Origin of the sequence: Serratia sp. T13T92 (assembly GCF_047530105.1) — a bacterium.
GTDB lineage: Bacteria > Pseudomonadota > Gammaproteobacteria > Enterobacterales > Enterobacteriaceae > Chania > Chania fonticola.
Genome location: NZ_JBLJAK010000005.1, coordinates 181,461 through 202,043, shown reverse-complemented (window position 1 = coordinate 202,043; position 20,583 = coordinate 181,461). Strand labels below are relative to the sequence as shown.

Annotated in this window: 23 protein-coding genes; 16 read left to right on the top strand and 7 right to left on the bottom strand. The window is 55.4% G+C overall.

Features of this window, described 5'->3' with window-relative positions; all coding sequences use genetic code 11:
- Positions 1 to 2 precede the first annotated feature (2 nt).
- The 6 genes from ACMV5I_RS08265 to mdcH all read left to right on the top strand — a co-directional run bounded on the left by ACMV5I_RS08265 (position 3) and on the right by mdcH (position 4,625).
- Positions 3 to 302, top strand: a complete 300-nt coding sequence (locus ACMV5I_RS08265) for a malonate decarboxylase subunit delta (protein ID WP_021806268.1) — start codon at positions 3 to 5, stop codon at positions 300 to 302.
- The gene (locus tag ACMV5I_RS08260; RefSeq protein WP_414824103.1) at positions 295 to 1,131 is read left to right on the top strand and encodes a biotin-independent malonate decarboxylase subunit beta; all 837 of its coding nucleotides are present in this window, start codon (positions 295 to 297) and stop codon (positions 1,129 to 1,131) included. Before ACMV5I_RS08265 ends, ACMV5I_RS08260 begins: the two co-directional genes overlap by 8 nt.
- Positions 1,128 to 1,934, top strand: coding sequence for a biotin-independent malonate decarboxylase subunit gamma (gene mdcE, locus ACMV5I_RS08255; protein WP_024484329.1), 807 nt, complete (start codon positions 1,128 to 1,130; stop codon positions 1,932 to 1,934). The genes ACMV5I_RS08260 and mdcE overlap by 4 nt, the downstream gene beginning before the upstream one ends.
- Before the next feature lie 166 nt (positions 1,935 to 2,100).
- Entirely contained in the window at positions 2,101 to 3,060 is a 960-nt protein-coding gene (locus ACMV5I_RS08250; protein ID WP_024484330.1) for an AEC family transporter, read from the top strand.
- A gap of 12 nt (positions 3,061 to 3,072) precedes the next feature.
- Positions 3,073 to 3,696 carry a malonate decarboxylase holo-ACP synthase gene (locus ACMV5I_RS08245; RefSeq protein ID WP_202727612.1) on the top strand — a complete coding sequence of 208 codons (624 nt, stop codon included), beginning with the start codon at positions 3,073 to 3,075 and terminating at the stop codon, positions 3,694 to 3,696.
- Positions 3,696 to 4,625: a malonate decarboxylase subunit epsilon gene (gene mdcH, locus ACMV5I_RS08240; protein ID WP_414824102.1), complete on the top strand. Its 930-nt coding sequence runs from the start codon at positions 3,696 to 3,698 to the stop codon at positions 4,623 to 4,625. The genes ACMV5I_RS08245 and mdcH overlap by 1 nt, the downstream gene beginning before the upstream one ends.
- Here mdcH and ACMV5I_RS08235 read toward each other — a convergent pair.
- On the bottom strand, positions 4,622 to 5,542 hold the full coding sequence (locus ACMV5I_RS08235; RefSeq protein ID WP_024484333.1) for a LysR family transcriptional regulator: 921 nt from the start codon (positions 5,540 to 5,542) through the stop codon (positions 4,622 to 4,624). The genes mdcH and ACMV5I_RS08235 overlap by 4 nt on opposite strands.
- Before the next feature lie 208 nt (positions 5,543 to 5,750).
- On the opposite strand from ACMV5I_RS08235, the gene yacL reads away from it, so the two are divergent.
- The 5 genes from yacL to ACMV5I_RS08210 all read left to right on the top strand — a co-directional run bounded on the left by yacL (position 5,751) and on the right by ACMV5I_RS08210 (position 10,286).
- A complete protein-coding gene (yacL, locus tag ACMV5I_RS08230) occupies positions 5,751 to 6,113 on the top strand; it encodes a protein YacL (RefSeq protein ID WP_414824101.1) in 363 nt (120 codons plus the stop codon).
- A gap of 203 nt (positions 6,114 to 6,316) precedes the next feature.
- Positions 6,317 to 7,273 (top strand): 2-keto-3-deoxygluconate permease 1, encoded by a 957-nt coding sequence (locus tag ACMV5I_RS08225; RefSeq protein WP_174333014.1) that lies wholly within the window; start codon positions 6,317 to 6,319, stop codon positions 7,271 to 7,273.
- Entirely contained in the window at positions 7,270 to 8,541 is a 1,272-nt protein-coding gene (gene dtnK / locus ACMV5I_RS08220; RefSeq protein ID WP_414824100.1) for a D-threonate kinase, read from the top strand. The genes ACMV5I_RS08225 and dtnK overlap by 4 nt, the downstream gene beginning before the upstream one ends.
- Positions 8,501 to 9,514: a D-threonate 4-phosphate dehydrogenase gene (locus ACMV5I_RS08215; protein ID WP_237737017.1), complete on the top strand. Its 1,014-nt coding sequence runs from the start codon at positions 8,501 to 8,503 to the stop codon at positions 9,512 to 9,514. Before dtnK ends, ACMV5I_RS08215 begins: the two co-directional genes overlap by 41 nt.
- A gap of 13 nt (positions 9,515 to 9,527) precedes the next feature.
- Positions 9,528 to 10,286 (top strand): DeoR/GlpR family DNA-binding transcription regulator, encoded by a 759-nt coding sequence (locus ACMV5I_RS08210; RefSeq protein ID WP_202810893.1) that lies wholly within the window; start codon positions 9,528 to 9,530, stop codon positions 10,284 to 10,286.
- Positions 10,287 to 10,421: 135 nt separating this feature from the next.
- Here the strand turns inward: ACMV5I_RS08210 and speD are convergent, their stop codons facing one another.
- The 3 genes from speD to ACMV5I_RS08195 form a co-directional block, all read right to left on the bottom strand.
- Entirely contained in the window at positions 10,422 to 11,216 is a 795-nt protein-coding gene (gene speD, locus ACMV5I_RS08205) for an adenosylmethionine decarboxylase (RefSeq protein ID WP_414824098.1), read from the bottom strand.
- A gap of 25 nt (positions 11,217 to 11,241) precedes the next feature.
- Complete coding sequence (speE, locus tag ACMV5I_RS08200) at positions 11,242 to 12,105, bottom strand: polyamine aminopropyltransferase (protein ID WP_024484339.1); 864 nt, start codon at positions 12,103 to 12,105, stop codon at positions 11,242 to 11,244.
- A gap of 154 nt (positions 12,106 to 12,259) precedes the next feature.
- The gene (locus ACMV5I_RS08195; protein ID WP_037375824.1) at positions 12,260 to 12,607 is read right to left on the bottom strand and encodes a YacC family pilotin-like protein; all 348 of its coding nucleotides are present in this window, start codon (positions 12,605 to 12,607) and stop codon (positions 12,260 to 12,262) included.
- 171 nt (positions 12,608 to 12,778) lie between these two features.
- On the opposite strand from ACMV5I_RS08195, the gene cueO reads away from it, so the two are divergent.
- Positions 12,779 to 14,395, top strand: a complete 1,617-nt coding sequence (gene cueO, locus ACMV5I_RS08190; RefSeq protein ID WP_414824097.1) for a multicopper oxidase CueO — start codon at positions 12,779 to 12,781, stop codon at positions 14,393 to 14,395.
- A 120-nt stretch (positions 14,396 to 14,515) separates the two neighbouring features.
- Positions 14,516 to 15,052: a hypoxanthine phosphoribosyltransferase gene (hpt, locus tag ACMV5I_RS08185; RefSeq protein ID WP_071681992.1), complete on the top strand. Its 537-nt coding sequence runs from the start codon at positions 14,516 to 14,518 to the stop codon at positions 15,050 to 15,052.
- Positions 15,053 to 15,093: 41 nt separating this feature from the next.
- On the opposite strand, the gene can is transcribed toward hpt, so the two are convergent.
- Positions 15,094 to 15,753: a carbonate dehydratase gene (gene can, locus ACMV5I_RS08180; RefSeq protein WP_024484342.1), complete on the bottom strand. Its 660-nt coding sequence runs from the start codon at positions 15,751 to 15,753 to the stop codon at positions 15,094 to 15,096.
- A gap of 199 nt (positions 15,754 to 15,952) precedes the next feature.
- Between can and ACMV5I_RS08175 the strand changes: the two genes are divergently transcribed.
- The 3 genes from ACMV5I_RS08175 (at position 15,953) to ACMV5I_RS08165 (ending at position 19,111) form a co-directional block, all read left to right on the top strand.
- A complete protein-coding gene (locus tag ACMV5I_RS08175; RefSeq protein WP_024484343.1) occupies positions 15,953 to 16,876 on the top strand; it encodes an ABC transporter ATP-binding protein in 924 nt (307 codons plus the stop codon).
- Entirely contained in the window at positions 16,873 to 17,643 is a 771-nt protein-coding gene (locus ACMV5I_RS08170; protein ID WP_024484344.1) for an ABC transporter permease, read from the top strand. Before ACMV5I_RS08175 ends, ACMV5I_RS08170 begins: the two co-directional genes overlap by 4 nt.
- Positions 17,644 to 17,818: 175 nt before the next feature.
- On the top strand, positions 17,819 to 19,111 hold the full coding sequence (locus ACMV5I_RS08165) for a polysaccharide deacetylase family protein (RefSeq protein WP_414824096.1): 1,293 nt from the start codon (positions 17,819 to 17,821) through the stop codon (positions 19,109 to 19,111).
- A 32-nt stretch (positions 19,112 to 19,143) separates the two neighbouring features.
- Here the strand turns inward: ACMV5I_RS08165 and panD are convergent, their stop codons facing one another.
- Together panD and panC are read right to left on the bottom strand one after the other, a co-directional pair.
- Entirely contained in the window at positions 19,144 to 19,524 is a 381-nt protein-coding gene (gene panD, locus ACMV5I_RS08160) for an aspartate 1-decarboxylase (protein ID WP_024484346.1), read from the bottom strand.
- 136 nt (positions 19,525 to 19,660) lie between these two features.
- Positions 19,661 to 20,515 carry a pantoate--beta-alanine ligase gene (gene panC, locus ACMV5I_RS08155; protein ID WP_202810895.1) on the bottom strand — a complete coding sequence of 285 codons (855 nt, stop codon included), beginning with the start codon at positions 20,513 to 20,515 and terminating at the stop codon, positions 19,661 to 19,663.
- Positions 20,516 to 20,583 lie beyond the last annotated feature (68 nt).

Genomic DNA, 20,583 nt, shown 5'->3' with positions numbered 1-20,583 from the left:
TTATGGAACATATCGATTTGAGTTATCCGGCCAGCATTACGCTGCCGGGTAAGGCACTCACCGGCGTCGTGGGCTCCGGTGACATGGAGGCTCTGTTTGAGCCTGCGGCTGACGGCACACTGACGGTGGCGATCAAAACCTCCGTAGACGGTAGTCGTCAGCGTTGGCAGCATCTGTTTGAACGCCTGGCCTCTTTGCGCGACTTACCCGCCGGACGGCTAGAGATTAACGACTTTGGCGCTACGCCGGGGGTGGCTCGGCTGCGTATTGAACAGGTATTTGAGGAGGCCGCCCATGCGTGATGATCTCAGCTTCATTGAACTCAGCGCCCGGGAGCGCGCCCGCAATCTGCTGGATAGCGGCAGTTTCCGTGAACTATTGGGGCCATTTGAGCGTATTACTTCACCCTGGTTGGAGCCGCAGGGCATCGTCACCCAGGCCGATGACGGTATGGTGGTCGCCAGAGGCACCATTGACGGTAAACCGGCGGTGGTGGTGGCGGTAGAAGGGGCATTTCAGGGCGGTAGCATGGGGGAGGTTTCCGGTGCCAAGATGGCCGCGGCCCTGGAGCTGGCAGCAGAAGATAACCGCAACGGCATTGCGACTCAGGCAGTCTTACTGCTGGAAACCGGTGGCGTGCGTTTGCAGGAAGCCAACCTGGGGCTGGCAGCGATCGCGGATATTCATGCGGCGATTGTCGATCTACGCCGTTACACCCCGGTGGTGGGTATTATTGCTGGAACCGTGGGTTGCTTTGGCGGGATGTCGATCGCAGCTGCATTATGCAGCTACCTGATCGTCACCCGTGAAGCGCGCCTAGGCTTGAACGGCCCACAGGTAATTGAACAGGAAGCCGGTATCGAAGAATACGATTCCCGCGATCGGCCTTTCATTTGGAGCATGACCGGTGGCGATGTGCGCTATCGCAGTGGCTTTGTCGATGAAGAAGTCCCGGATGCGCTGCATGCGGTCAAGGCGGCGATGACAGGTTGTCTGCAACGCGGCGTACCTGCTCAGCATCGCTCCGACAATTATCACTACTACTTGCTGAAACTGTCGCAGTTCGATACCCGCCAACAGGCGGACTCGGCGGTCATTGCTCAACTGTTTGCTGCGGAGGATCGGGTATGAGTACGTCATCATCAAGCCGTGGAGAATATTGGTTCTCTTTGCTGACGGAGGGGGCCGATCAGCGCCAGGGGCAGTGCGCCTCGATCCGGGTCGCGGACGCTGAACTAGAGGGGCAACCGGTGCGTTTTATCGCCGTGGTGCCGGATGCAAATAACCATTACCCACGCGCCGCACGCGGTGAAGTGGGTTTACTGGAAGGTTGGACATTAGCCCAGGTAGTCAGTGAAGCGGTCGCGGCTGATGTTGATAAAGCACAAAAGCGAGCCATCGTGGCGGTGATCGATGTGCCGAGCCAGGCTTACGGGCGTAGGGAAGAGGCCTTTGGTATTCATCAGGCGTTGGCCGGTGCGGCCGGGGCTTATGCCAAGGCTCGGCTGGCAGGCCATCCGGTGATTGGTTTGATCGTTGGTAAAGCCATGTCAGGCGCGTTTCTGGCGCACGGCTATCAGGCCAACCGCTTGATTGCCTTCAACGATGCAGGCGTGATGATCCATGCGATGGGCAAAGAGTCTGCAGCGCGCATCACGTTACGTTCCGTAGAGGCGTTGGAGAAGCTGGCAGCAACCATTCCACCGATGGCCTATGACATCGAGCATTACAGCTCGCTCGGCCTACTGGAACAGTTACTGGATATCCGTGACCCGCTGCAGGCCAGTGAGCAGGAGCTTAATCTGGTGCGCCACTCGGTGGTCCAGGCGATTGCTAAAACTCGCAGTGAAGGCGTTGGTTTAACTAACCGCCTGGGGGCAGACAACCGCCATAGTTCTTCGCTGGTGCGTGAACGTATGCGCGCAGAGTGGTAATGCCACGTTAGCCATTTTTACGTCAGAGATTCAGGAATCTAATACGACCGCCGGGAGAGCGCCTTTGATGCGTTCCATCCCGGCATATAGCTTCACCTGCATATAACAACATAACTAATACCATCGCACCTGATCTGACTGATTTTTTCTTTTTAACAGGTGATTTATGACATACGTAATTATTCATGCCTTGGCACCGATTTTTGTCATTATGCTGCTGGGCTTTTTTGCCGGTAAGGCAAAAATGGTCGATAACCAGAACGTTTCATTACTCAACATCTTCGTGATGGATTTTGCACTACCGGCGGCCCTGTTCGGTGCCACCGTACAAACGCCTTGGGCGGGGATCGTTGAGCAGTCGCCGCTGATCGTGGTGTTGGTGCTGGCGATGTGGATCACCTATGCGGCGATCTATTTTACCTGCACCGGGATCTTCCATAAGTCTCCGCAGGATGCCGCGGTGCTGACGCTCACCGTGGCGTTGCCCAACTATGCCGCGCTTGGCCTGCCGATCCTCGGTAGCGTACTGGGGGAAACGCCGGGAACCTCGCTGTCCGTGGCGGTGGCAATCGCCTGTGGTTCGGTACTGATGACGCCGTTCTGCCTGCTGATCCTCGAGCGTGAAAAAGCCCGCGCAGCCGGTGCGGTTCAAGGTTCCAGCCTGGGCATGTTGCCGGTGCTGATGTGGCGCTCGGTGAAAAAACCGATCGTCTGGGGGCCGCTGCTTGGGGTGGTGCTGTCGGCGGTAGGCGTGCATATGCCTGAAATGGTGCTGGCCGCGATCAAACCGCTTGGCCTGTCGGCTACGGCGACAGCGCTGTTCCTGACCGGCGTGATCCTGTCTGCCCGTAAGTTGCAGATCAACGGCCCTGTGCTGCTTTCGAGCGTAACCAAACTGCTGATCCAACCGTTTATTGCCTGGGGGCTGGTGCTGGCATTGGGCCTGCACGGTAGCGTGGCCATCACCGCTATTTTGATGATTGCCCTTTCCGCCGGCTTCTTCGGTATCGTCTTTGGTAACCGTTTTGGCGTACAGTCGCCGGATGCCGAAGCCACGTTACTGATCAGTTCCGTGTTGTGTATCATTACCTTACCGCTGTTTATCACCCTGACCTCAGGGATGTAACTGGAGCAACTGATGATTCGCCCGCATGACCTGATTTGGATTAGTGACCGTTCTGCCCTCAGCGCCGACCAGGCGTTGCCGGAGTGGGTTAGCCAGCAGTGGCGCACCTCATTACCGTTGGTGGTGCGGCGCGATGTTCAGGGCAACGGGCGGATCCCGGTGGGGATCCGGGGTATGAAACGCAGCCAGCGCGCCGCAGCCTGGGTTAGTGCAGAGGCTATCCGGCGCGTAGTGACGCCGGAGTCTTTGGTGAGTGAGCCGTTGGCGTTGCTGCACTCGAGCTTTGTTTCCCAGCCTCCGGTGCAGGCGCTCATAATGCTGGCTCAGCGGCCTTGGCCGTGGGGCTGGGGCGTGACCGGCAGCTGTGGTTATGCGCTGGCGACCGAAATCCCGGTGATGCATGCCGACAGCGATCTGGATCTGTTGGTTCGCTGCCCGCAGCCTGCCAGCCCCGAGGAGTTGCAGCGGCTGGCACAGTGGTTACAGGCGCTGCCTTGTCGCGCCGATGCCCAAATAGAAACACCGCTCGGCGGCTTTGCCCTGAGCGAATGGCTGCGGGATGGACGAGCGATGCTGAAAACCGCTGAGGGGCCGTTGTTGACGACCGATCCATGGGCCAGCTCTCAGGAGATCTGATGAAGATTTTATTTACCTTTCCCGGCCAGGGACCGCAGGTGCCTCAAATGCTGCACCAACTGCCGGCCAATGAAACTACCCGACAGTTGTTAAGCGAGGCCTGCGCTGTTCTTGACCAGGACGTACTGACGTTGGACAGCGCCGAAGCCTTACAGAAAACCCGAGCGGTGCAGCTGTGCCTGCTGATAGCCGGTGTGGCCTACGCGCGGGAATTGCAGCAGCATGGGATCGCGGCCGACTTTGTCAGTGGGCTATCCATCGGCGCTTTTCCGGCCGCAGTGATCGCCGGGGCTTTGGCATTTCCCGACGCCGTCCGGCTAGTGGCGTTACGTGGTCAGCTAATGGAGGAGGCGTATCCGGCGGGATATGGCCTGGCGGCGATTATCGGCTTGCCGTTGCGCCAGGTGGAAAGGCTGATAGCAGAGGTCAACAGCGCTGAGCTACCGGTCTATCTGGCCAATATCAATGCCGAAGACCAATTGGTCATCGCAGGGAGCGAAGCCGCGATGGAGCAGGTCATGGCACTGGCAAAAACCGCAGGTGCAGCTAAAACCCAGCGTTTGGCAGTGAGCGTCCCTTCCCACTGTGCCCTGTTGGCACAACCGGCAGAAAAGCTGGCGCAGGCCATGAAGCAGGTAAACATCAACCGGCCGCAGATTGCGTATCTCAGTGGCAGTACAGGGCGTGTGCTATGGCAGCCGGAGCGGATTGCCGACGATCTGGCCTTCAACATGGCCCGCACTGTGCGCTGGCATGAGGCAATGGTGGCGGCCTACGAACGGGAAGTCCGTCTGGCGATCGAAATGCCGCCGGGCGCGGTATTAACCAGCTTGACCAAAAAAGTGATGGAGCAAGGGGAAGCGCTATCCCGCTGCCAACTGGGGCTGAACGCGGTCTGCGGCATTGTGGCCAAATATCGGCGCGATTAAACCGGCCCTTCACCGCGTGCGTACATGCGGCCTTCCGCCGTTAACGCCAGCAGGTTCGGATCCTGCTGCTGGTTACGGTTGAACACCAGCGCGATGGTTTGGCGCATCTGGTATTGTTCGCACAGCGGCAGTAATTTCAAGGTGTGTTCATACATCTTCTTCATTCGCCCTGGCACCAGCGTGTAGCCCACCCCGGCCTGCACCAGGCTGAGCATTGAGAAAATATCATTCACCCGGGTGACGATTTCCGGTTCAAAACCGGCAATCTGAAACGCTTCGCTAAAGCCATGGTAGGTGGCGAAGCCTTCGGTCAGGGAGACAAACTTCTGGCTGCGAAAGTCTTGCAGGTCTGCCGTGCCATCGCTGTTTAGCGCCGAGGCTGCCGGTGCGGCAAGATAGATATCATCTTCAAACAGCGGCAGGATCTCAAAGCGCAGCGGATCGATTTGACTGTCCGAAACCGAAATCAGGATGGCGTCCAGCAATTGGTTTTCCAACTGGGCCAGCAGATCCTCATTCGATCCCATCGTCAGGCTAATCTCCATGGCCGGGCGGCGTACCTTCAGCCCCATGATCAACCGTGGAATAGTTTCCAGCGTCAGTGAGTAGAGCGTGCCGATACGCATGCGTTGCTGGCCAAACCCCGCCTTCAACCTAGTTTCTTCGATACCTTTGTAGGTGAGATCCACGATATCGCGTGCGTATTCTGCCAGCGTAAGTGCTGCGGGCAGGGGCAGCAGGTTGCGCCCTTTATGAATAAACAGCGGGCAGCGAAAGCCCTCTTCCAGGGTATGTAACGCACGATGCACGCTAACGCTGCTCAAGCCAAGCTGTTCTGCGGCTCGGCCGATGTTTTCCTTCTCCATAAACGCCAGAAAGATTTCCAATTTTTTCAGGGTGATTTCGCTGTCGATCATCGGCTCAGGCTTGGGTAAGGGCAAATGAGAGCCATGATAACAACAATTACCCGTCCATAGCAGGCACCAAGAGCCTTCCCGCTTCCCAAGCGGAGGGCGGGCCGTTATATTGCGCCACGAATTATTGAACAACTTTGCGAGCGCTCACTGAGTTAGCCGCGAATTTAGGGTTAAACTCAGTCTTATACACGGCTCAGGAGGGCATGCTATGGATTACGAATTTCTGCGTGACGTAACCGGTCAGGTGGTGGTCAGATTTTCGATGGGGTATGAGGCCATCGGCCATTGGATTAACGAAGAGCTCAACGGTGATTTTAACCTGCTGGACCGTATTGAAGCCGGTGCGGCAGGGGTCAAGGGTAGTGAGCGTCAGTGGCAGTTGGAAGGCCACGAATACACGTTGCTGATGGACGGTGAAGAGGTGATGATCCGCGCCAACCAGTTGGAGTTCGAAGGTGACGAAATGGAAGAGGGGATGAACTACTACGATGAAGAGAGCCTCTCTTTCTGCGGCATCGAAGATTTCCTGGCGGTGCTGAAAGCCTACCGCTCGTTTATGCTCAACTACTGATTATCCAGACGAGCGCAGGATGCTGCGCCCCTTATGACTCCCAGGTGGCCGATTCTCGGCCGCCTTTCCTCCCTTCTGTAATGATTAAATAAAATCAAATAATCATGTTACTGATTTTTTAATCTGCGACACAGCGCCGATTTTTTATTTTTTGATTCAATATAATCATTTTGATTAAAATAAATCATAATGACGAGGGTAGGATGAAAATTAAGGCGACAATAGAGAAAATCCCTGGGGGGATGATGGTCGTCCCACTGGTGCTTGGCGCAATGATCAACACCTTTGCTCCACAGGCGCTGGATATCGGCGGCTTCACCACGGCACTGTTTAAAAACGGTGCGGCTCCACTGATTGGTGCTTTCCTGCTGTGCATGGGGGCCGGCATCAGCTTCAAGGCGGCTCCGCAGGCACTGTTGCAAGGCGGCACCATAACCCTGACCAAGCTGTTGGTAGCCATGGCTCTGGGGTTAGGCGTTGAACATCTGTTTGGTGCGGAAGGTATTTTCGGCCTGACCGGTGTGGCGATCATTGCCGCAATGAGTAACTCCAACGGTGGCCTGTATGCGGCGTTGGTAGGTGAGTTTGGTAATGAGCGGGACGTAGGGGCGATTTCGATCCTATCCCTGAATGACGGGCCGTTCTTCACCATGATCGCGTTGGGTGCGGCAGGTATGGCGAATATCCCACTGATGGCGCTGGTGGCGGTGTTGGTTCCCCTGCTGGTAGGGATGATGTTGGGTAATCTGGATCATCAGATGCGCGACTTCCTCACCAAGGGGGGCCCAATCCTGATCCCATTCTTTGCCTTCGCGCTCGGTGCTGGCATCAATCTGGAAATGTTACTGCAAGGCGGTATGGCCGGGGTTCTGCTTGGCGTGTTGACCACTTTTGTCGGCGGTTTCTTTAATATTCGCGCCGATCGGCTGGTGGGTGGCTCAGGAATTGCCGGTGCGGCTGCATCGAGCACTGCCGGTAATGCGGTGGCGACGCCATTGGCGATTGCCCAGGCGGATCCTTCTTTGGCTAGCGTCGCGGCTGCTGCGGCCCCGTTGATTGCCGCTTCGGTGATCACCACCGCCATACTGACCCCGATTCTCAGCTCTTGGGTGGCGAAGCGTAATGCCGCGAAGGGCGCAGCGCTGAAGGAGACAGCATGAAGATGATCGTGATTGCCGATGATTTTACCGGAGCCAACGATACCGGTGTGCAATTGGCAAAAAAGGGCGCGCGTACCGATGTAGTGCTCAACGAGCTACCACAGTCTACCCGGCGCACGGATGTGCTGGTGATCAATACCGAAAGCCGGGCGTTATCTCCTGCAATGGCGAGCGCCAAGGTGAGCGAAGCCTTGCGGGCTTATTGCCAGAGCGATACGCCGCCCCTGGTGTATAAAAAAATCGACTCGACTTTTCGCGGTAACGTAGGGGCAGAAATCGAAGCGGCGATGATCGCCAGCGGTGCGCAGTTGGCTATCGTGGCCGCAGCCATCCCTGCAGCGGGTCGGGTAACGCTCAATGGTGAATGCCGGGTTCACGGCGTACCGTTGGTGGAGACCGAGTTCGCCAGCGATCCGAAAACGCCGATCGTGTCTTCTCATATCAAGACCTTGATTGGCTTGCAGACTGCCTATCCGATCCACGAGTTGGATTTACAGGTAGTACGCAGTGGCGAGCTAGGCCGCGAGTTACCGCTCCTGAGCCACAACGGGCCAGCGATTGTGGTAGTGGATGCTGAAACGGATGGCGATCTGGCGCAGTTGGCGCAGGCAATCCAGCAACTCGGCTGCCGTTATCTGCTGGTGGGCGCTGCCGGGCTGGCAAATGCATTGTCAGCCAGCAGCTATCTGGCCGCTCGTCAGCGCCTGCCTGTGCTGGTGGTTGCCGGATCGATGAGTGAAGCGACCCGGCAGCAGATTGTGTTTGCCGCAGAAGAAAAGTCGCTCGGCATACTGGATATTGATGTCGAAGCCTTGTTGCAACCGCACAGCCAGTCTGCGGTAGATGAAATTATTCGCCAGGCCGTCAGCCTACTGCGAGATCGGCAGCACTGTGTACTACGCACCTGTAGAGATGCCGATGCCCGCCAGATGATCGATACGCTGTGTGAAAAGCATGACCTTTCGCGCCAGCAGTTGGGGGATAAAATCAGCCAGACATTAGGCTCCATCACCTTGGCGATTATCAATCAGGCTCAGATTGGTGGCTTGTTCCTGACCGGTGGTGACATCGCCATTGCGGTTGCGAGAGCGCTGGGCGCGGAAGGTTACCGTATTACCAGTGAGGTTGTTCCTTGTGTGCCCTGTGGCACTTTCGTCAACAGCGAGATCGACGATCTGCCGGTGATCACCAAGGCCGGCGGATTTGGCGGTGCTTCAACGTTGCGGGATGCACTTTATTTTATTGAGGAGATGTACAGTGGCAAATAACACGATTGCGGTCACCATGGGCGATCCGGCAGGCATTGGGCCAGAAATTATCATTAAGGCGCTGTCTGAAGGCGAGTTGGCGGGAACGCCAGCGGTCGTGGTGGGCTGTCTGCAAACGTTGCAACGCATTCAGGCATTGGGGATCGTGCCAAAGGTCGAATTGAGGCCGATCCTGAAGGTTTCGGAGGCACGCTTTGCGCCCGGAATTATCAACGTGATTGATGAACCGCTAGAGGATCCCGCAGCGCTGACACCGGGGAAAGTGCAGGCACAAGCGGGCGATCTGGCTTACCGATGCGTAAAGCGTGCCACCGAACTGGCCATGGCGGGTGAGGTGATGGCCATCGCCACGGCGCCGCTGAATAAAGAGGCCCTGCATCTGGCCGGGCATCTGTATCCAGGCCATACGGAGCTGTTGGCAAAACTGACCAACAGCCGGGATTATGCGATGGTGTTGTACACCGATAAGCTGAAGGTGATCCATGTTTCCACTCATATCGCCCTGCGCAAGTTCCTTGATACGCTGAATGCCGAGCGGATCGAAACGGTGGTGACGATGGCGGATACCTTCCTCAAGCGCGTCGGTTTTAAACATCCAAGGATCGCGGTCGCGGGCGTTAACCCCCACGCGGGTGAACATGGCCTGTTTGGCGATGAAGAGATCAACATCGTCAGCCCGGCGATTGCGGCAGTAAAACAGCGGGGGATCGATGTCTCAGGCCCGTGCCCACCGGATACCGTCTTCCTGCAGGCTTATGAAGGCCAGTACGATATGGTGGTCGCCATGTATCACGATCAGGGGCATATTCCCCTCAAGCTGCTGGGCTTCTACGACGGGGTTAACATCACGGCGGGCTTGCCGTTTATCCGGACTTCTGCCGACCACGGTACCGCGTTTGATATTGCCTGGACAGGTAAAGCCAAGTCTGAGAGCATGGCGATCTCGATTAAATTAGCCACTCAGTTGGCGTGATACCACGGACGACATGAAGCCACAAACTCGCCAGGACCAGATTCTGGAATACCTGAAAGCCCATAATCTGGTCACCGTTGAGCAATTAGTCAGCGCTATCGATGCTTCTCCTGCCACCATCCGGCGCGATCTAATCAAGCTGGATGAGCAGGGGATCATAAATCGTAGCCATGGTGGCGTGGCTCTCAACCGTTTTATCCCCGCACAGCCCACCACTAACGAAAAGCAGCTGCGTAACCCGCAGGAGAAGCGGGCGATCGCCCTGTATGCTGCCACGATGGTTAAAGCCGGTGACGCAGTGGTGCTGGACGCAGGCACCACCATGCTGGAGCTGGCGCGGCACTTGACCCACCTCCCGCTACGAGTGATCACCGCCGATCTGCATATCGCACTGTTTCTCTCAGGATTTAAACAGATCGAAGTGACCATCATTGGTGGCCGTATTGATGACAGCAGCCAGTCCTGCGTCGGCGATCATGGGCGGAGGTTGCTGCGAGGGATCTACCCGGATATTGCGTTTGTCAGCTGTAACTCGTGGAGTATTGAGAAAGGCATTACTACGCCAACCGAAGAGAAGGCGGGTTTGAAGCAAGATCTGATGGCCAATGCCCGCCAACGAGTGCTGTTGGCAGACAGCAGTAAATACGCAGCCTATTCATTATTTTGTGTGGCTCCGCTTGGCAACCTGACGGATATCGTCACCGATAAGGCGCTGCCTGCCACCGCACAGCAGCAACTGGCGGATTTACCCGCAGGCTTGCATCTGGTGTAACCTCAACCAGGGGGCTTGCATGCTCCGCTCGTGGAATACGCGCAATGGGTTTAATCGGGTCGAACATGTTCGACCCCTACAAATTTAACTCGGAGCTCGTGGCGTAGGGGCGCTGCATGCCGCGCCCGCCTACTATCACAGGTGCGGAATATTGCGCCCGTAGTAAATCTCCTGCATCTCTTTCCACAGCAGATCGGTGATCCTTTTCCGCTCCGCCTCGCTCAGTTCGTCCGGCCTGGCGTTGAACAGATAGTGCTTCAGATCGAAATCCTTCAGCAGCATCTTGGTGTGGAAGATGTTCTCCTGATACACGTTCACATCCATCATGTGGTACAGCGCCTTCATATCCTCGGACATAAAGTTCTGGATCGAATTGATCTCATGGTCGATGTAATGCTTCACGCCGGCTACATCGCGGGTGAAACCGCGTACGCGATAGTCCATGGTGACGATATCGGATTCCAACTGATGGATCAGATAGTTCAGCGCTTTGAGCGGTGAAATCACGCCGCAGGTAGAGACTTCAATATCGGCCCGGAAGGTACACAGACCGCCTTCTGGGTGGCTTTCCGGATAGGTGTGGACACAAATATGGCTTTTATCCAGATGTGCCACCACCGACTTTGGCAGCGGCCCTGGGTGCTCAGAGGTATCCACGTCTTTCGGATCGACAGGCTCTTCGCTCATCAGGATGGTGACGCTGGCGCCTTGTGGATCGTAGTCCTGGCGGGCGACGTTGAGAATATTGGCGCCAATGATCGAGCAGGTTTCACTGAGGATCTCGGTCAGGCGGTTGGCATTGTACTGTTCGTCAATGTAGGCGATATAGCCATCGCGATCGTCTGCGGTTTTGGCATAACAAATATCGTAAATACAAAAACTCAGGCTTTTGGTCAGGTTATTGAAGCCGTGCAGTTTAATCTTTTGCAATTAGTTTTAGCCCCTATCTTCTCGCTTAACGTGAAACGTTCAGTGCATTAAGCAAATACTGCGGCAGGGCAAAGCTGCCAGCGTGAATTGCCGGATTGTAGTAGCGGCAGTCTAAGCCACTTTGATGAAAGCGTTGTTGCAGTGTGGTGACATCCAACTGGCGCAAGGCCGGGTTCTGGCTGGCCCAGGCAAAGGTCATGATGCCGCCGTAATAGGTCGGGATCGCTGCCTGATAGAAGCTGACGTCGTTAAAATACTGGCTGAGCTTGGTGTGGCTGTTGACCGCTTCGTCCTGCTGCAGGAAGCAGACGCCGTTCTGGGCTACGAAGATGCCACCCTCGTTGAGGCAGCGTGCGCAACCTTCATAGAACGCCGAGGTAAACAGGCTTTCACCGGGGCCGATCGGATCGGTACAGTCAGAAATAATCACGTCGAACTTTTCGTCGCTCTGGTTGACGAAATTGACGCCATCGTCGATCACCAGCTTGAAGCGGGGATCGTCATAGGCCCCGGCGTTGTGATTCGGTAAGTATTGGCGGCAGAACTCCACCACGCCCGCGTCGATCTCAACCATGGTGATATGTTCAACGCCCTGATGACGGCAGACTTCACGCAGCATAGCGCCGTCGCCACCGCCGATAATCAGCACTTTCCTGGCCTGGCCATGGGCCAGCAGCGGCACGTGGGTCATCATTTCGTGATAGATAAACTCATCGCGCTCGGTGGTCTGCACCACGCCATCGAGAGCCATCACGCGGCCCAGCACCGGGTTTTCAAAGATCACCAGATCCTGATGTTCGGTTTTCTCACGGTAAAGTACCTGCTCCACTGAGAAGTACTGGCCAAAGTTGGCATGCAGCGTTTCATACCAAATCTCTTTCTGGGTCATGTGCGGGTTACTCCGTAATAACAACCATGAAAAATGAGCGCAACATCATAAACCCTCCGTGTGGCAAATTACAGCATTGTCGGCAGGGCAACAAATAGGCGATAGCAAACCCTGCCAGCTATCGTTGGCAAGGCTGAGAGAAAGCAGGGGGAAGTTAGTTGGCGTAGGCCAGAAGGCTCAAGGAGTCGCGCGCCAGAGATTTGCACTTATTGGGGGTAGGAATAGCAATGCCGCTGAGATCGCGGTAGCTGTCTTCACCCAGGGATTTCATATTAAAGCTATTATAGTTAGTTAAATCCCAACGGTTTTGCTGGGCGAAGTACACGATGGCGCGTTTGATTTGCGCGTTGGGCAAATCATTATAGCCACAGTCGTTTTTGAGATAGACAAACACCGCGGTCAGATCGGCCAGATCTTCCGCTTCGGATTCATTCAGCGCCAGGCTGGCATTGGAAAAGCCCAGCATAGTCAGCAATAGCATCAATAACGTTGTTTTTTTCATCATGAAATAGACCTGTTCAATATCTGCTGACGTTACCACACTTGGCTGTAAAGGCACCAAATTAATTATGTGGGCTTAACACTCCTTAATAGTAGCTCTTGACCTTCCACTAAGGGGAGGGTTTAGGCTGCGGACCTTAAGCTTTCGATCACTGAGAAAAGGGAACCAGCGATGTTACGCCGTGATTTTATCAAACTGACCGCCGCAATAGGTGCCGCAAGCGCCTTGCCATTATGGAGCCGTGCCGCCTGGGCCGCCGATCGCCCAGCCTTGCCGATCCCACCGATTTTGACGCCAGATGCGCAAGGAAAGATCGCGTTGGCGCTGCAAACCGGTGAGATGAACTGGTTGCCTAACGTGGCTACCCGCACCTGGGGGATCAACGGTGCGTTGCTTGGCCCTGCGGTCCGTTTGCAACGGGGTAAGCCGGTGACGGTGGATATCAGTAATAAACTGCCAGAGGCCAGCACGGTGCACTGGCACGGTTTAGAGATCCCCGGTAATGTCGACGGTGGTCCACACGCTTTAATCCAACCTGGCACCACCCGGACGGTGAGTTTCACTGCCGATCAGCCAGCGTCTACCTGCTGGTTCCATCCCCATACGCATGGCAAAACCGGCGAGCAAGTGATGAAGGGGCTGGGGGGACTGGTGCTGCTGGAAGATGACGAAAGCAGCCAGTTGCCCTTGCCGAAAACCTGGGGAACAGATGATATTCCCGTGATCCTGCAAGATAAGCGCTTGGGCAAAGACGGCCAAATCGAATATCAGTTGGATATCATGAGCGCGGCCGTGGGCTGGTTTGGTGACCGCATGTTCACCAACGGTGCCAGCTATCCGCAACACATCGCGCCACGCGGCTGGCTGCGTCTGCGTTTCCTGAACGGCTGTAACGCCCGCTCGCTTAACCTGTCCACCAGCGACAATCGGCCATTATACGTGATTGCCAGTGACGGTGGCTTCCTGGGCGAACCGGTTAAGCTGACCGAACTGCCGATGCTGATGGGCGAGCGTTTTGAAGTGTTGGTCGATGCCTCCGATGGTAAGCCGTTCGATATCGTTACCCTGCCGGTGAAGCAAATGGGTATGACGTTGGCCCCGTTCGACCAGCCGCTGCCGGTATTGCATATTCAACCATCGTTGGCGCTGGGCGTGAAATCCATGCCGGACAACCTGGTGAAATTGCCTGCGCTGCCATCGCTGGCCGGGGTTCAGGAACGCTGGTTGCAACTGATGATGGATCCTAAGCTGGATATGCTGGGGATGCAGGCTCTGATGGATCGCTATGGTCATCAGGCGATGGCCGGGATGAGCATGGATCACGGCAATGCCGCGGGTAACATGGCTGGTATGGACCATAGTAAGATGCAAGGCATGGATCAGAGCAACATGGCGGGAATGGACCACAGCAAGATGGATCATGGCAGCAAGCCGTTTGATTTCAGCCATGCCAACACCATCAATGGCAAAGCCTTCGATATGAACAAGCCCGCATTTGAGGCTAAACGGGGCAAATATGAGAAATGGACCATCTCTGGTGAAGGCGACATGATGCTGCACCCGTTCCATATCCATGGCACCCAGTTCCGCATTCTGTCGGAAAACGGCAAGCCACCGGCGGCCCACCGGGCAGGTTGGAAAGATACGGTGCTGGTAGAAGGTTGGCGCAGCGAAGTGCTGGTGCGCTTCAATCACCTGGCCAGTGCCGATCAGGCCTATATGGCCCACTGCCACCTGCTGGAACATGAAGATACAGGGATGATGCTAGGCTTTACCGTAGCTGAATAAGTTATCCCTGGCTGCGGCTTGTCACGCCGCAGCCTGTAAAGTGGTGACGCACTCGCGTCGCCACCGCCCGCCAGCTATGCTAAACTCTGCGCCCTTCTTCCGGCAACTGACCTGAAAACTATGAAACACACTGTAGAAGTAATGATTTCCGAGCAGGAAGTTAAGACCCGTATTGCTGAACTTGGCCGCCAGATCACCGAAGACTACCGCGATAGCGGCAGCGATATGGTGCTGGTCGGGCTGCTGCGTGGTTCTTTCATGTTTATGGCCGATCTGTGCCGCACTATTGAGGTGCCGCATGAGGTCGATTTCATGACCGCTTCCAGCTACGGCAGCGGCATGTCTACCACCCGCGACGTGAAAATCCTCAAAGATCTGGATGAAGACATCCGCGGTAAAGACGTATTGATCGTCGAAGACATCATCGATTCCGGCAACACCCTGAACAAGGTGCGCGAGATCCTGGCATTGCGTGGGCCGAAGTCGTTGGCGATTTGTACGCTGCTGGACAAGCCTGAGCGCCGTGAGGTTGAAGTACCGGTGGAATATGTCGGCTTCCCGATCCCGGACGAGTTCGTAGTGGGTTATGGCATCGATTACGCCCAGCGTTATCGCCATCTGCCTTACATCGGCAAAGTGGTGATGCTGGACGAATAATCCGGCCAGGGTTCAGCAGGGCGCTGAACCCTGATAAGGCGCTAGAACAGGCCTTTCTCCTGCTTGAGTGTGGCTATCGCTTTGCGGTAGCCCATCTCCAGGCTCTCACGGCTGGTGGCGGTGACTTCCAGATCGTGCAGACGACCGTCCTGGATCCCGTACACCCACCCGTGGATCATCACTTTCTGGCCGCGTTTCCAGGCAGACTGCATGATGGTTGAGTGACCCAGGTTATACACCTGCTCAATGACGTTGATCTCGCACAGCACATCCAGACGTTGTTCCGGTTCCAGCTCGCCGAGCAGGGAACTGTGCTTGTACCACAGATCGCGAATGTGCAGCAGCCAGTTGTTGATCAACCCCAGTTCCGGGTTCTCTACTGCCGCTTCTACCCCACCGCAGCCCAGGTGACCACAGATAATGATATGTTCCACCTCCAGCACGTCGACGGCATACTGCACCACTGACAGGCAGTTCAAATCGGTATGGATCACCAGATTGGCGACGTTACGGTGAACGAACAGCTCACCCGGCTCCAGGCCGGTCAGGCGTTCGGCAGGCACGCGGCTGTCTGAGCAGCCGATCCACAAGAATCGCGGTTTTTGTGCTTGAGCCAAACGTTCAAAAAAGCCGGGATCTTCCTTGTTGATGTTAGCGGACCAGGCTTGGTTATTGGCGATAAGCCTTTCGATTTCTTGCATGGCGGTTATTGGCCTGTTATGAACGAATTGCGTTGATGTAATATATGGCAAGCGTCACAATTTGGAAATCGGAACAGTTAAGCAATTTTCTGCCCTATGGAATTCGCACGGATTCAACTCGGTAATAAGGCCGCTGATGATAAACTCCCTCTTAGACAAGTTCGGCAGCCAACTCCATCACAAGGTACTCTCATAACTTATGAATTATGCACTGGAAATAGCGCAGCTGACCAAAACCTACGCGGGTGGCGTCAAGGCATTGCGCGGTATCAATCTGAACGTGGAGGCGGGGGACTTTTATGCCCTGCTGGGGCCGAATGGCGCAGGGAAATCCACCACCATCGGCATTATCAGTTCGCTGGTCAACAAGACGGCGGGCACGGTGCGAGTGTTTGGTTACGATATCGATAAGGATATCGTTAACGCCAAGCGTCAGCTCGGGCTGGTGCCGCAGGAGTTCAACTTTAACCCGTTTGAAACCGTGCTGCAGATTGTGGTCAACCAGGCGGGATATTATGGCGTGGAACGTCGCGAGGCGATGGCGCGGGCAGAAAAGTACCTCAATCAGCTCGATCTTTGGGGTAAACGTAACGAGCGGGCGCGTATGCTGTCTGGCGGGATGAAACGCCGTCTGATGATTGCCCGTGCGCTGATGCATCAGCCCAAACTGCTGATCCTCGATGAACCGACTGCTGGGGTGGATATCGAGCTGCGTCGCTCGATGTGGGGCTTCCTCAAAGAGCTGAACGCCCAGGGCACCACCATTATCCTGACCACGCACTATCTGGAGGAGGCAGAAATGCTGTGCCGCAATATCGGCATCATCCAGAACGGTGAGCTGGTAGAAAACACCTCGATGAAGGGGCTGTTGGCCAAGCTGAAGTCCGAAACCTTCATCCTCGATCTGGCGGCGAAAAGCCCATTGCCCCATCTTGAGGGTTACCACAGCCGTTTGACGGACACCTCTACGCTGGAAGTGGAAGTGATGCGTGAGCAAGGTCTGAACGGTCTGTTCACCCAACTGAGCGCGCAGGGGATCCAGGTCCTGAGTATGCGTAACAAGGCCAACCGGCTGGAAGAGCTGTTCGTCAACTTGGTGAATGGCAATGGAGAACAAGCATGATGCATTTGTATTGGGTGGCCTTGAAAAGCATCTGGGCCAAAGAGATCAACCGCTTCGCCCGCATCTGGATCCAGACGCTGGTACCGCCAGTGATCACCATGACCCTGTATTTCATCATCTTTGGCAACCTGATTGGGTCGCGTATTGGTGAGATGCACGGTTTTGATTATATGCAGTTTATCGTGCCGGGCCTGATCATGATGGCGGTGATCACCAACTCCTACGCTAACGTGGCGGCGTCTTTCTTTAGTGCCAAGTTCCAGCGGAATATTGAAGAGCTGCTGGTGGCACCTGTGCCGACGCACGTGGTGATTGCCGGTTATGTTGGCGGTGGCGTGGCGCGTGGTATCTGTGTGGGGATCCTGGTAACGGTGATCTCGCTGTTCTTCGTTCCCCTGGTAGTCCATTCATGGTGGGTGATTGCGGTGACGCTGCTATTAACGGCGATCCTGTTCTCGCTAGGCGGTTTGCTTAATGCCGTCTTTGCCAACACGTTCGACGATATCAGCCTGATCCCGACCTTTGTGCTGACGCCGCTGACTTATCTGGGCGGGGTATTTTACTCGCTGACGCTGTTACCGCCGTTCTGGCAGGCGGTCTCCAAACTGAACCCTATCGTCTACATGATCAGCGGTTTTCGCTTCGGCTTCCTGGGCATTTCCGACGTGCCGTTAGCGCTGACCATGCTGGTGCTGGTAGCGTTCATTGCGGTGTTCTACGGGCTGGCCTGGTATCTGATTGAGCGTGGCCGCGGCTTGCGTTCCTGATGTCATTTCCCTCCCCCTGTTGCCGGGGGAGGGCGTTTATTGATTTAGCACATACATCACTTAAATCTATAGAATTAAGGCAATAAGCCCTTTCTCCCGGCGATTTAAATCGTGCTATGCTGGCGCTCCACATTTTCTTCATTTTTTCATGACGCACTCGTAAGCAGAACAAACCATGCAGCCTCAACATAAGATAGCAGCAGGGCTACTCGGCATTGTTATGTCGCTGTTGGCACCGGCGGCGTTGGCGGATTTGCTGTCGGAAGACAGTGCTATTCAAGCCCAATACATGGAAGTGCAGCGTAACAGCGAGGTTTATTCGTTGATCGGTGAGCATGTGATCCCGGTCGGTGAAGTGAAAAAAGGGCAACTGATCCAGATGTTCCCGGCGGATGCGGAATATTACGAGCTCAAGTTTGGTCATGGCACCGGCTTTATCGATAAAAACGACGTTCGCGCCATCAGCAAAACTCGTAAGGTGAAGGACGATCTGGGAGATCTGAACAAACCGTTGACCAATCAGAATCTGATCACTCAGCGCGCAATTAACGTCTACACGGCGGCGGATAATAAAAGTGAAATCTTTGGCGTACTGGAAGAGAACCTGCGCTATCCGATTATCGGCAAGCTGAAAGATCGGCTGAATAACACCTGGTATGAGGTCAATATCGGCGACCGTCTGGGATTTGTCAGTGAGTTGGACTGCGAAGTCGACAACGGCATTCCGGTGCTGACCTATCATCACCTGCTGAAAAACGAAGAGAACAAACGTTTCCGCAATACCTCGACGACCACCTCGGATGTGGCCTTCAGCAACCAGATGACCTATTTGAAGCAGACGGGTTATGACACCATCTCGATGTATCAGCTGGAAGCCTACCTGAATAATCAAATCAACCTGCCGGGCAAAGTGGTGCTGCTGACTTTTGATGACGGGTTGAAGTCGGTTTATCGCTATGCGTATCCGGTACTGAAGGATTACGGTTTCCGCGCTACGGCGTTTATCATCTCTTCGCGTATCAAACGTCACCCACAGAAATGGAATCCGGATTCACTGCAGTTTATGAGCATTTCAGAGCTGAAAACGATCCAGGATGTGTTTGATATCCAGTCACACACCCATTTCCTACATCGTACAGATGGCAACCGTAGGCCGATCCTGCTTAGCCGTTCACTGCATAATATCGAATTCGACTTTGAACACTCAAGACGGGCGCTAGAGCAATTTAACCCGCATGTGCTGTACCTTTCCTATCCATTTGGTGGCTATAACCAAAAGGCGATCCAGGCGGCAAAAGATGCCGGTCTGCATTTGGCCGTGACCACGGTGCAGGGCAAAGTGAAACCGGGTGATAATCCTTATACTTTAAAACGGCTGTATATCCTGCGTACCGACTCCATCCCTACCATGGCGGAGCGGATAGCCAACAAGCCTGGTGCGTTGCCAGGTGTGACGGTAACAGAATAGAGAGAAGACGGGCGCTGAAAGCGCCCGATTTTTTAGGCAACCTGAACGGGGACGGCTTTTGCCTTGCGTTGCAGGTGATTGTCACCTTCGAAGTAGGCGACTTTGGGGTGGTGCTGGCGGGCATCGGCATCGCTCATCTGCACGTAAGAACAGATGATCAGTTTGTCACCCACACAGGCACAGCGGGCGGCCGCACCGTTGACCGAAATAATGCGCGAACCGCGTTCGGCGGCGATGGCATAGGTGGAGAAACGTTGGCCGTTATCCACGTTGTAAATATCGATCGCTTCATATTCCAAGATCCCGGCGGCTTCCAGAAAATCCTGGTCAATGGCGCAGGAGCCTTCGTAGTGCAGGTCAGCCTGAGTCACTTTCACCCGATGCAGCTTGCCTTGCAACATAGTACGTATCATAGCGTTACCTAACTGAATATCGGCCTTTTCAGGCGGCTGAAGAAGAACTGCTTCCTTGCACTATTTATCGTCACCGAAAACCCGGCCAGTCTACCGCCAACCGGGTAAAAACGGCAACGACTGTACAATAAAGGGCTTACTGCGTCAGATCGACCTGTTGATTATCGATCAGGCGGGCTTTGCCCAACCAGGCGGCCATCAGCACCACGGCCCGGCGGCTTTCTACGCCCAGCGGTTGCAGCGTGTCGGCATCGCGAATAAACAGCTCGTCTGGGGTGAAACCTGCTGCGCGCAGCTTTTCGGCCGTCTGCGCCAGCAACTCTTCGACGTGGCGTTCGCCGTTGCCGAGCTGCTCTGCCAGGGCGTTCATGATTTTGCTCAACTGTGGCGCGATCTTGCGTTCTTCTGCGGTGAGATAGCCGTTGCGGGAGCTAAGCGCCAGCCCGTCTTTGGCCCGCACCGTTGGTACACCAACGATATCAATGTCATAGCCCATATCCGCCACCATCTTGCGGATCAACGCCAACTGCTGATAATCCTTCTCGCCAAAGCAGGCCAGATCCGGTTGGATCAGATTGAACAGTTTGCTGACGATGGTGGAGACACCGCGGAAGTGGCCCGGACGGCTGGCGCCTTCCAACATGGTGGAGATCACCGGTACGTCGACGCTGGTGTGTTCTTCCAGCCCTTTGGGGTAAATTTCTGCCGGGGCAGGGGCGAAGATCAACTCGACATTACGGCGATTGAGCTTTTCACAGTCTTCCTGCAAGGTGCGCGGATAGCGCTCCAGATCGTCTGCACGTTCGAACTGCAGCGGGTTAACGAAAATGCTCACTACTACCACGTCGGCACGGGCGCGAGCTTCTTCCACCAGCGTCATATGGCCCTCATGCAGATTGCCCATGGTGGGCACCAGCGCAACGCGTTTGCCCTCTTGCCGCCAGCGGCGGATCTGTTGGCGCAGCAGTGGCAGGGTTTCGATAATTACCATTCCATAACTCCTCGGTGTCTCCCCCGGTGTTGAAGTACCAGGGGATAAGCTAGTTAGCTATCAATCGT

Bases quoted from the DNA above. Each gene is read 5' to 3' on its own strand.
- ACMV5I_RS08170 (WP_024484344.1), top strand. From the start codon at position 16,873: ATGATGCATTTGTATTGGGTGGCCTTGAAAAGCATCTGGGCCAAAGAG.
- ACMV5I_RS08225 (WP_174333014.1), top strand. From the start codon at position 6,317: ATGAAAATTAAGGCGACAATAGAGAAAATCCCTGGGGGGATGATGGTC.
- ACMV5I_RS08260 (WP_414824103.1), top strand. From the start codon at position 295: ATGCGTGATGATCTCAGCTTCATTGAACTCAGCGCCCGGGAGCGCGCC.
- ACMV5I_RS08265 (WP_021806268.1), top strand. From the start codon at position 3: ATGGAACATATCGATTTGAGTTATCCGGCCAGCATTACGCTGCCGGGT.
- ACMV5I_RS08195 (WP_037375824.1), bottom strand. From the start codon at position 12,607: ATGAAAAAAACAACGTTATTGATGCTATTGCTGACTATGCTGGGCTTT.
- ACMV5I_RS08245 (WP_202727612.1), top strand. From the start codon at position 3,073: ATGATTCGCCCGCATGACCTGATTTGGATTAGTGACCGTTCTGCCCTC.
- mdcH (WP_414824102.1), top strand. From the start codon at position 3,696: ATGAAGATTTTATTTACCTTTCCCGGCCAGGGACCGCAGGTGCCTCAA.
- ACMV5I_RS08250 (WP_024484330.1), top strand. From the start codon at position 2,101: ATGACATACGTAATTATTCATGCCTTGGCACCGATTTTTGTCATTATG.
- ACMV5I_RS08215 (WP_237737017.1), top strand. From the start codon at position 8,501: ATGCACTTTATTTTATTGAGGAGATGTACAGTGGCAAATAACACGATT.
- ACMV5I_RS08175 (WP_024484343.1), top strand. From the start codon at position 15,953: ATGAATTATGCACTGGAAATAGCGCAGCTGACCAAAACCTACGCGGGT.
- yacL (WP_414824101.1), top strand. From the start codon at position 5,751: ATGGATTACGAATTTCTGCGTGACGTAACCGGTCAGGTGGTGGTCAGA.
- dtnK (WP_414824100.1), top strand. From the start codon at position 7,270: ATGAAGATGATCGTGATTGCCGATGATTTTACCGGAGCCAACGATACC.
- cueO (WP_414824097.1), top strand. From the start codon at position 12,779: ATGTTACGCCGTGATTTTATCAAACTGACCGCCGCAATAGGTGCCGCA.
- speE (WP_024484339.1), bottom strand. From the start codon at position 12,105: ATGACCCAGAAAGAGATTTGGTATGAAACGCTGCATGCCAACTTTGGC.
- panD (WP_024484346.1), bottom strand. From the start codon at position 19,524: ATGATACGTACTATGTTGCAAGGCAAGCTGCATCGGGTGAAAGTGACT.
- panC (WP_202810895.1), bottom strand. From the start codon at position 20,515: ATGGTAATTATCGAAACCCTGCCACTGCTGCGCCAACAGATCCGCCGC.
- ACMV5I_RS08210 (WP_202810893.1), top strand. From the start codon at position 9,528: ATGAAGCCACAAACTCGCCAGGACCAGATTCTGGAATACCTGAAAGCC.
- can (WP_024484342.1), bottom strand. From the start codon at position 15,753: ATGCAAGAAATCGAAAGGCTTATCGCCAATAACCAAGCCTGGTCCGCT.
- mdcE (WP_024484329.1), top strand. From the start codon at position 1,128: ATGAGTACGTCATCATCAAGCCGTGGAGAATATTGGTTCTCTTTGCTG.
- hpt (WP_071681992.1), top strand. From the start codon at position 14,516: ATGAAACACACTGTAGAAGTAATGATTTCCGAGCAGGAAGTTAAGACC.
- ACMV5I_RS08165 (WP_414824096.1), top strand. From the start codon at position 17,819: ATGCAGCCTCAACATAAGATAGCAGCAGGGCTACTCGGCATTGTTATG.
- ACMV5I_RS08235 (WP_024484333.1), bottom strand. From the start codon at position 5,542: ATGATCGACAGCGAAATCACCCTGAAAAAATTGGAAATCTTTCTGGCG.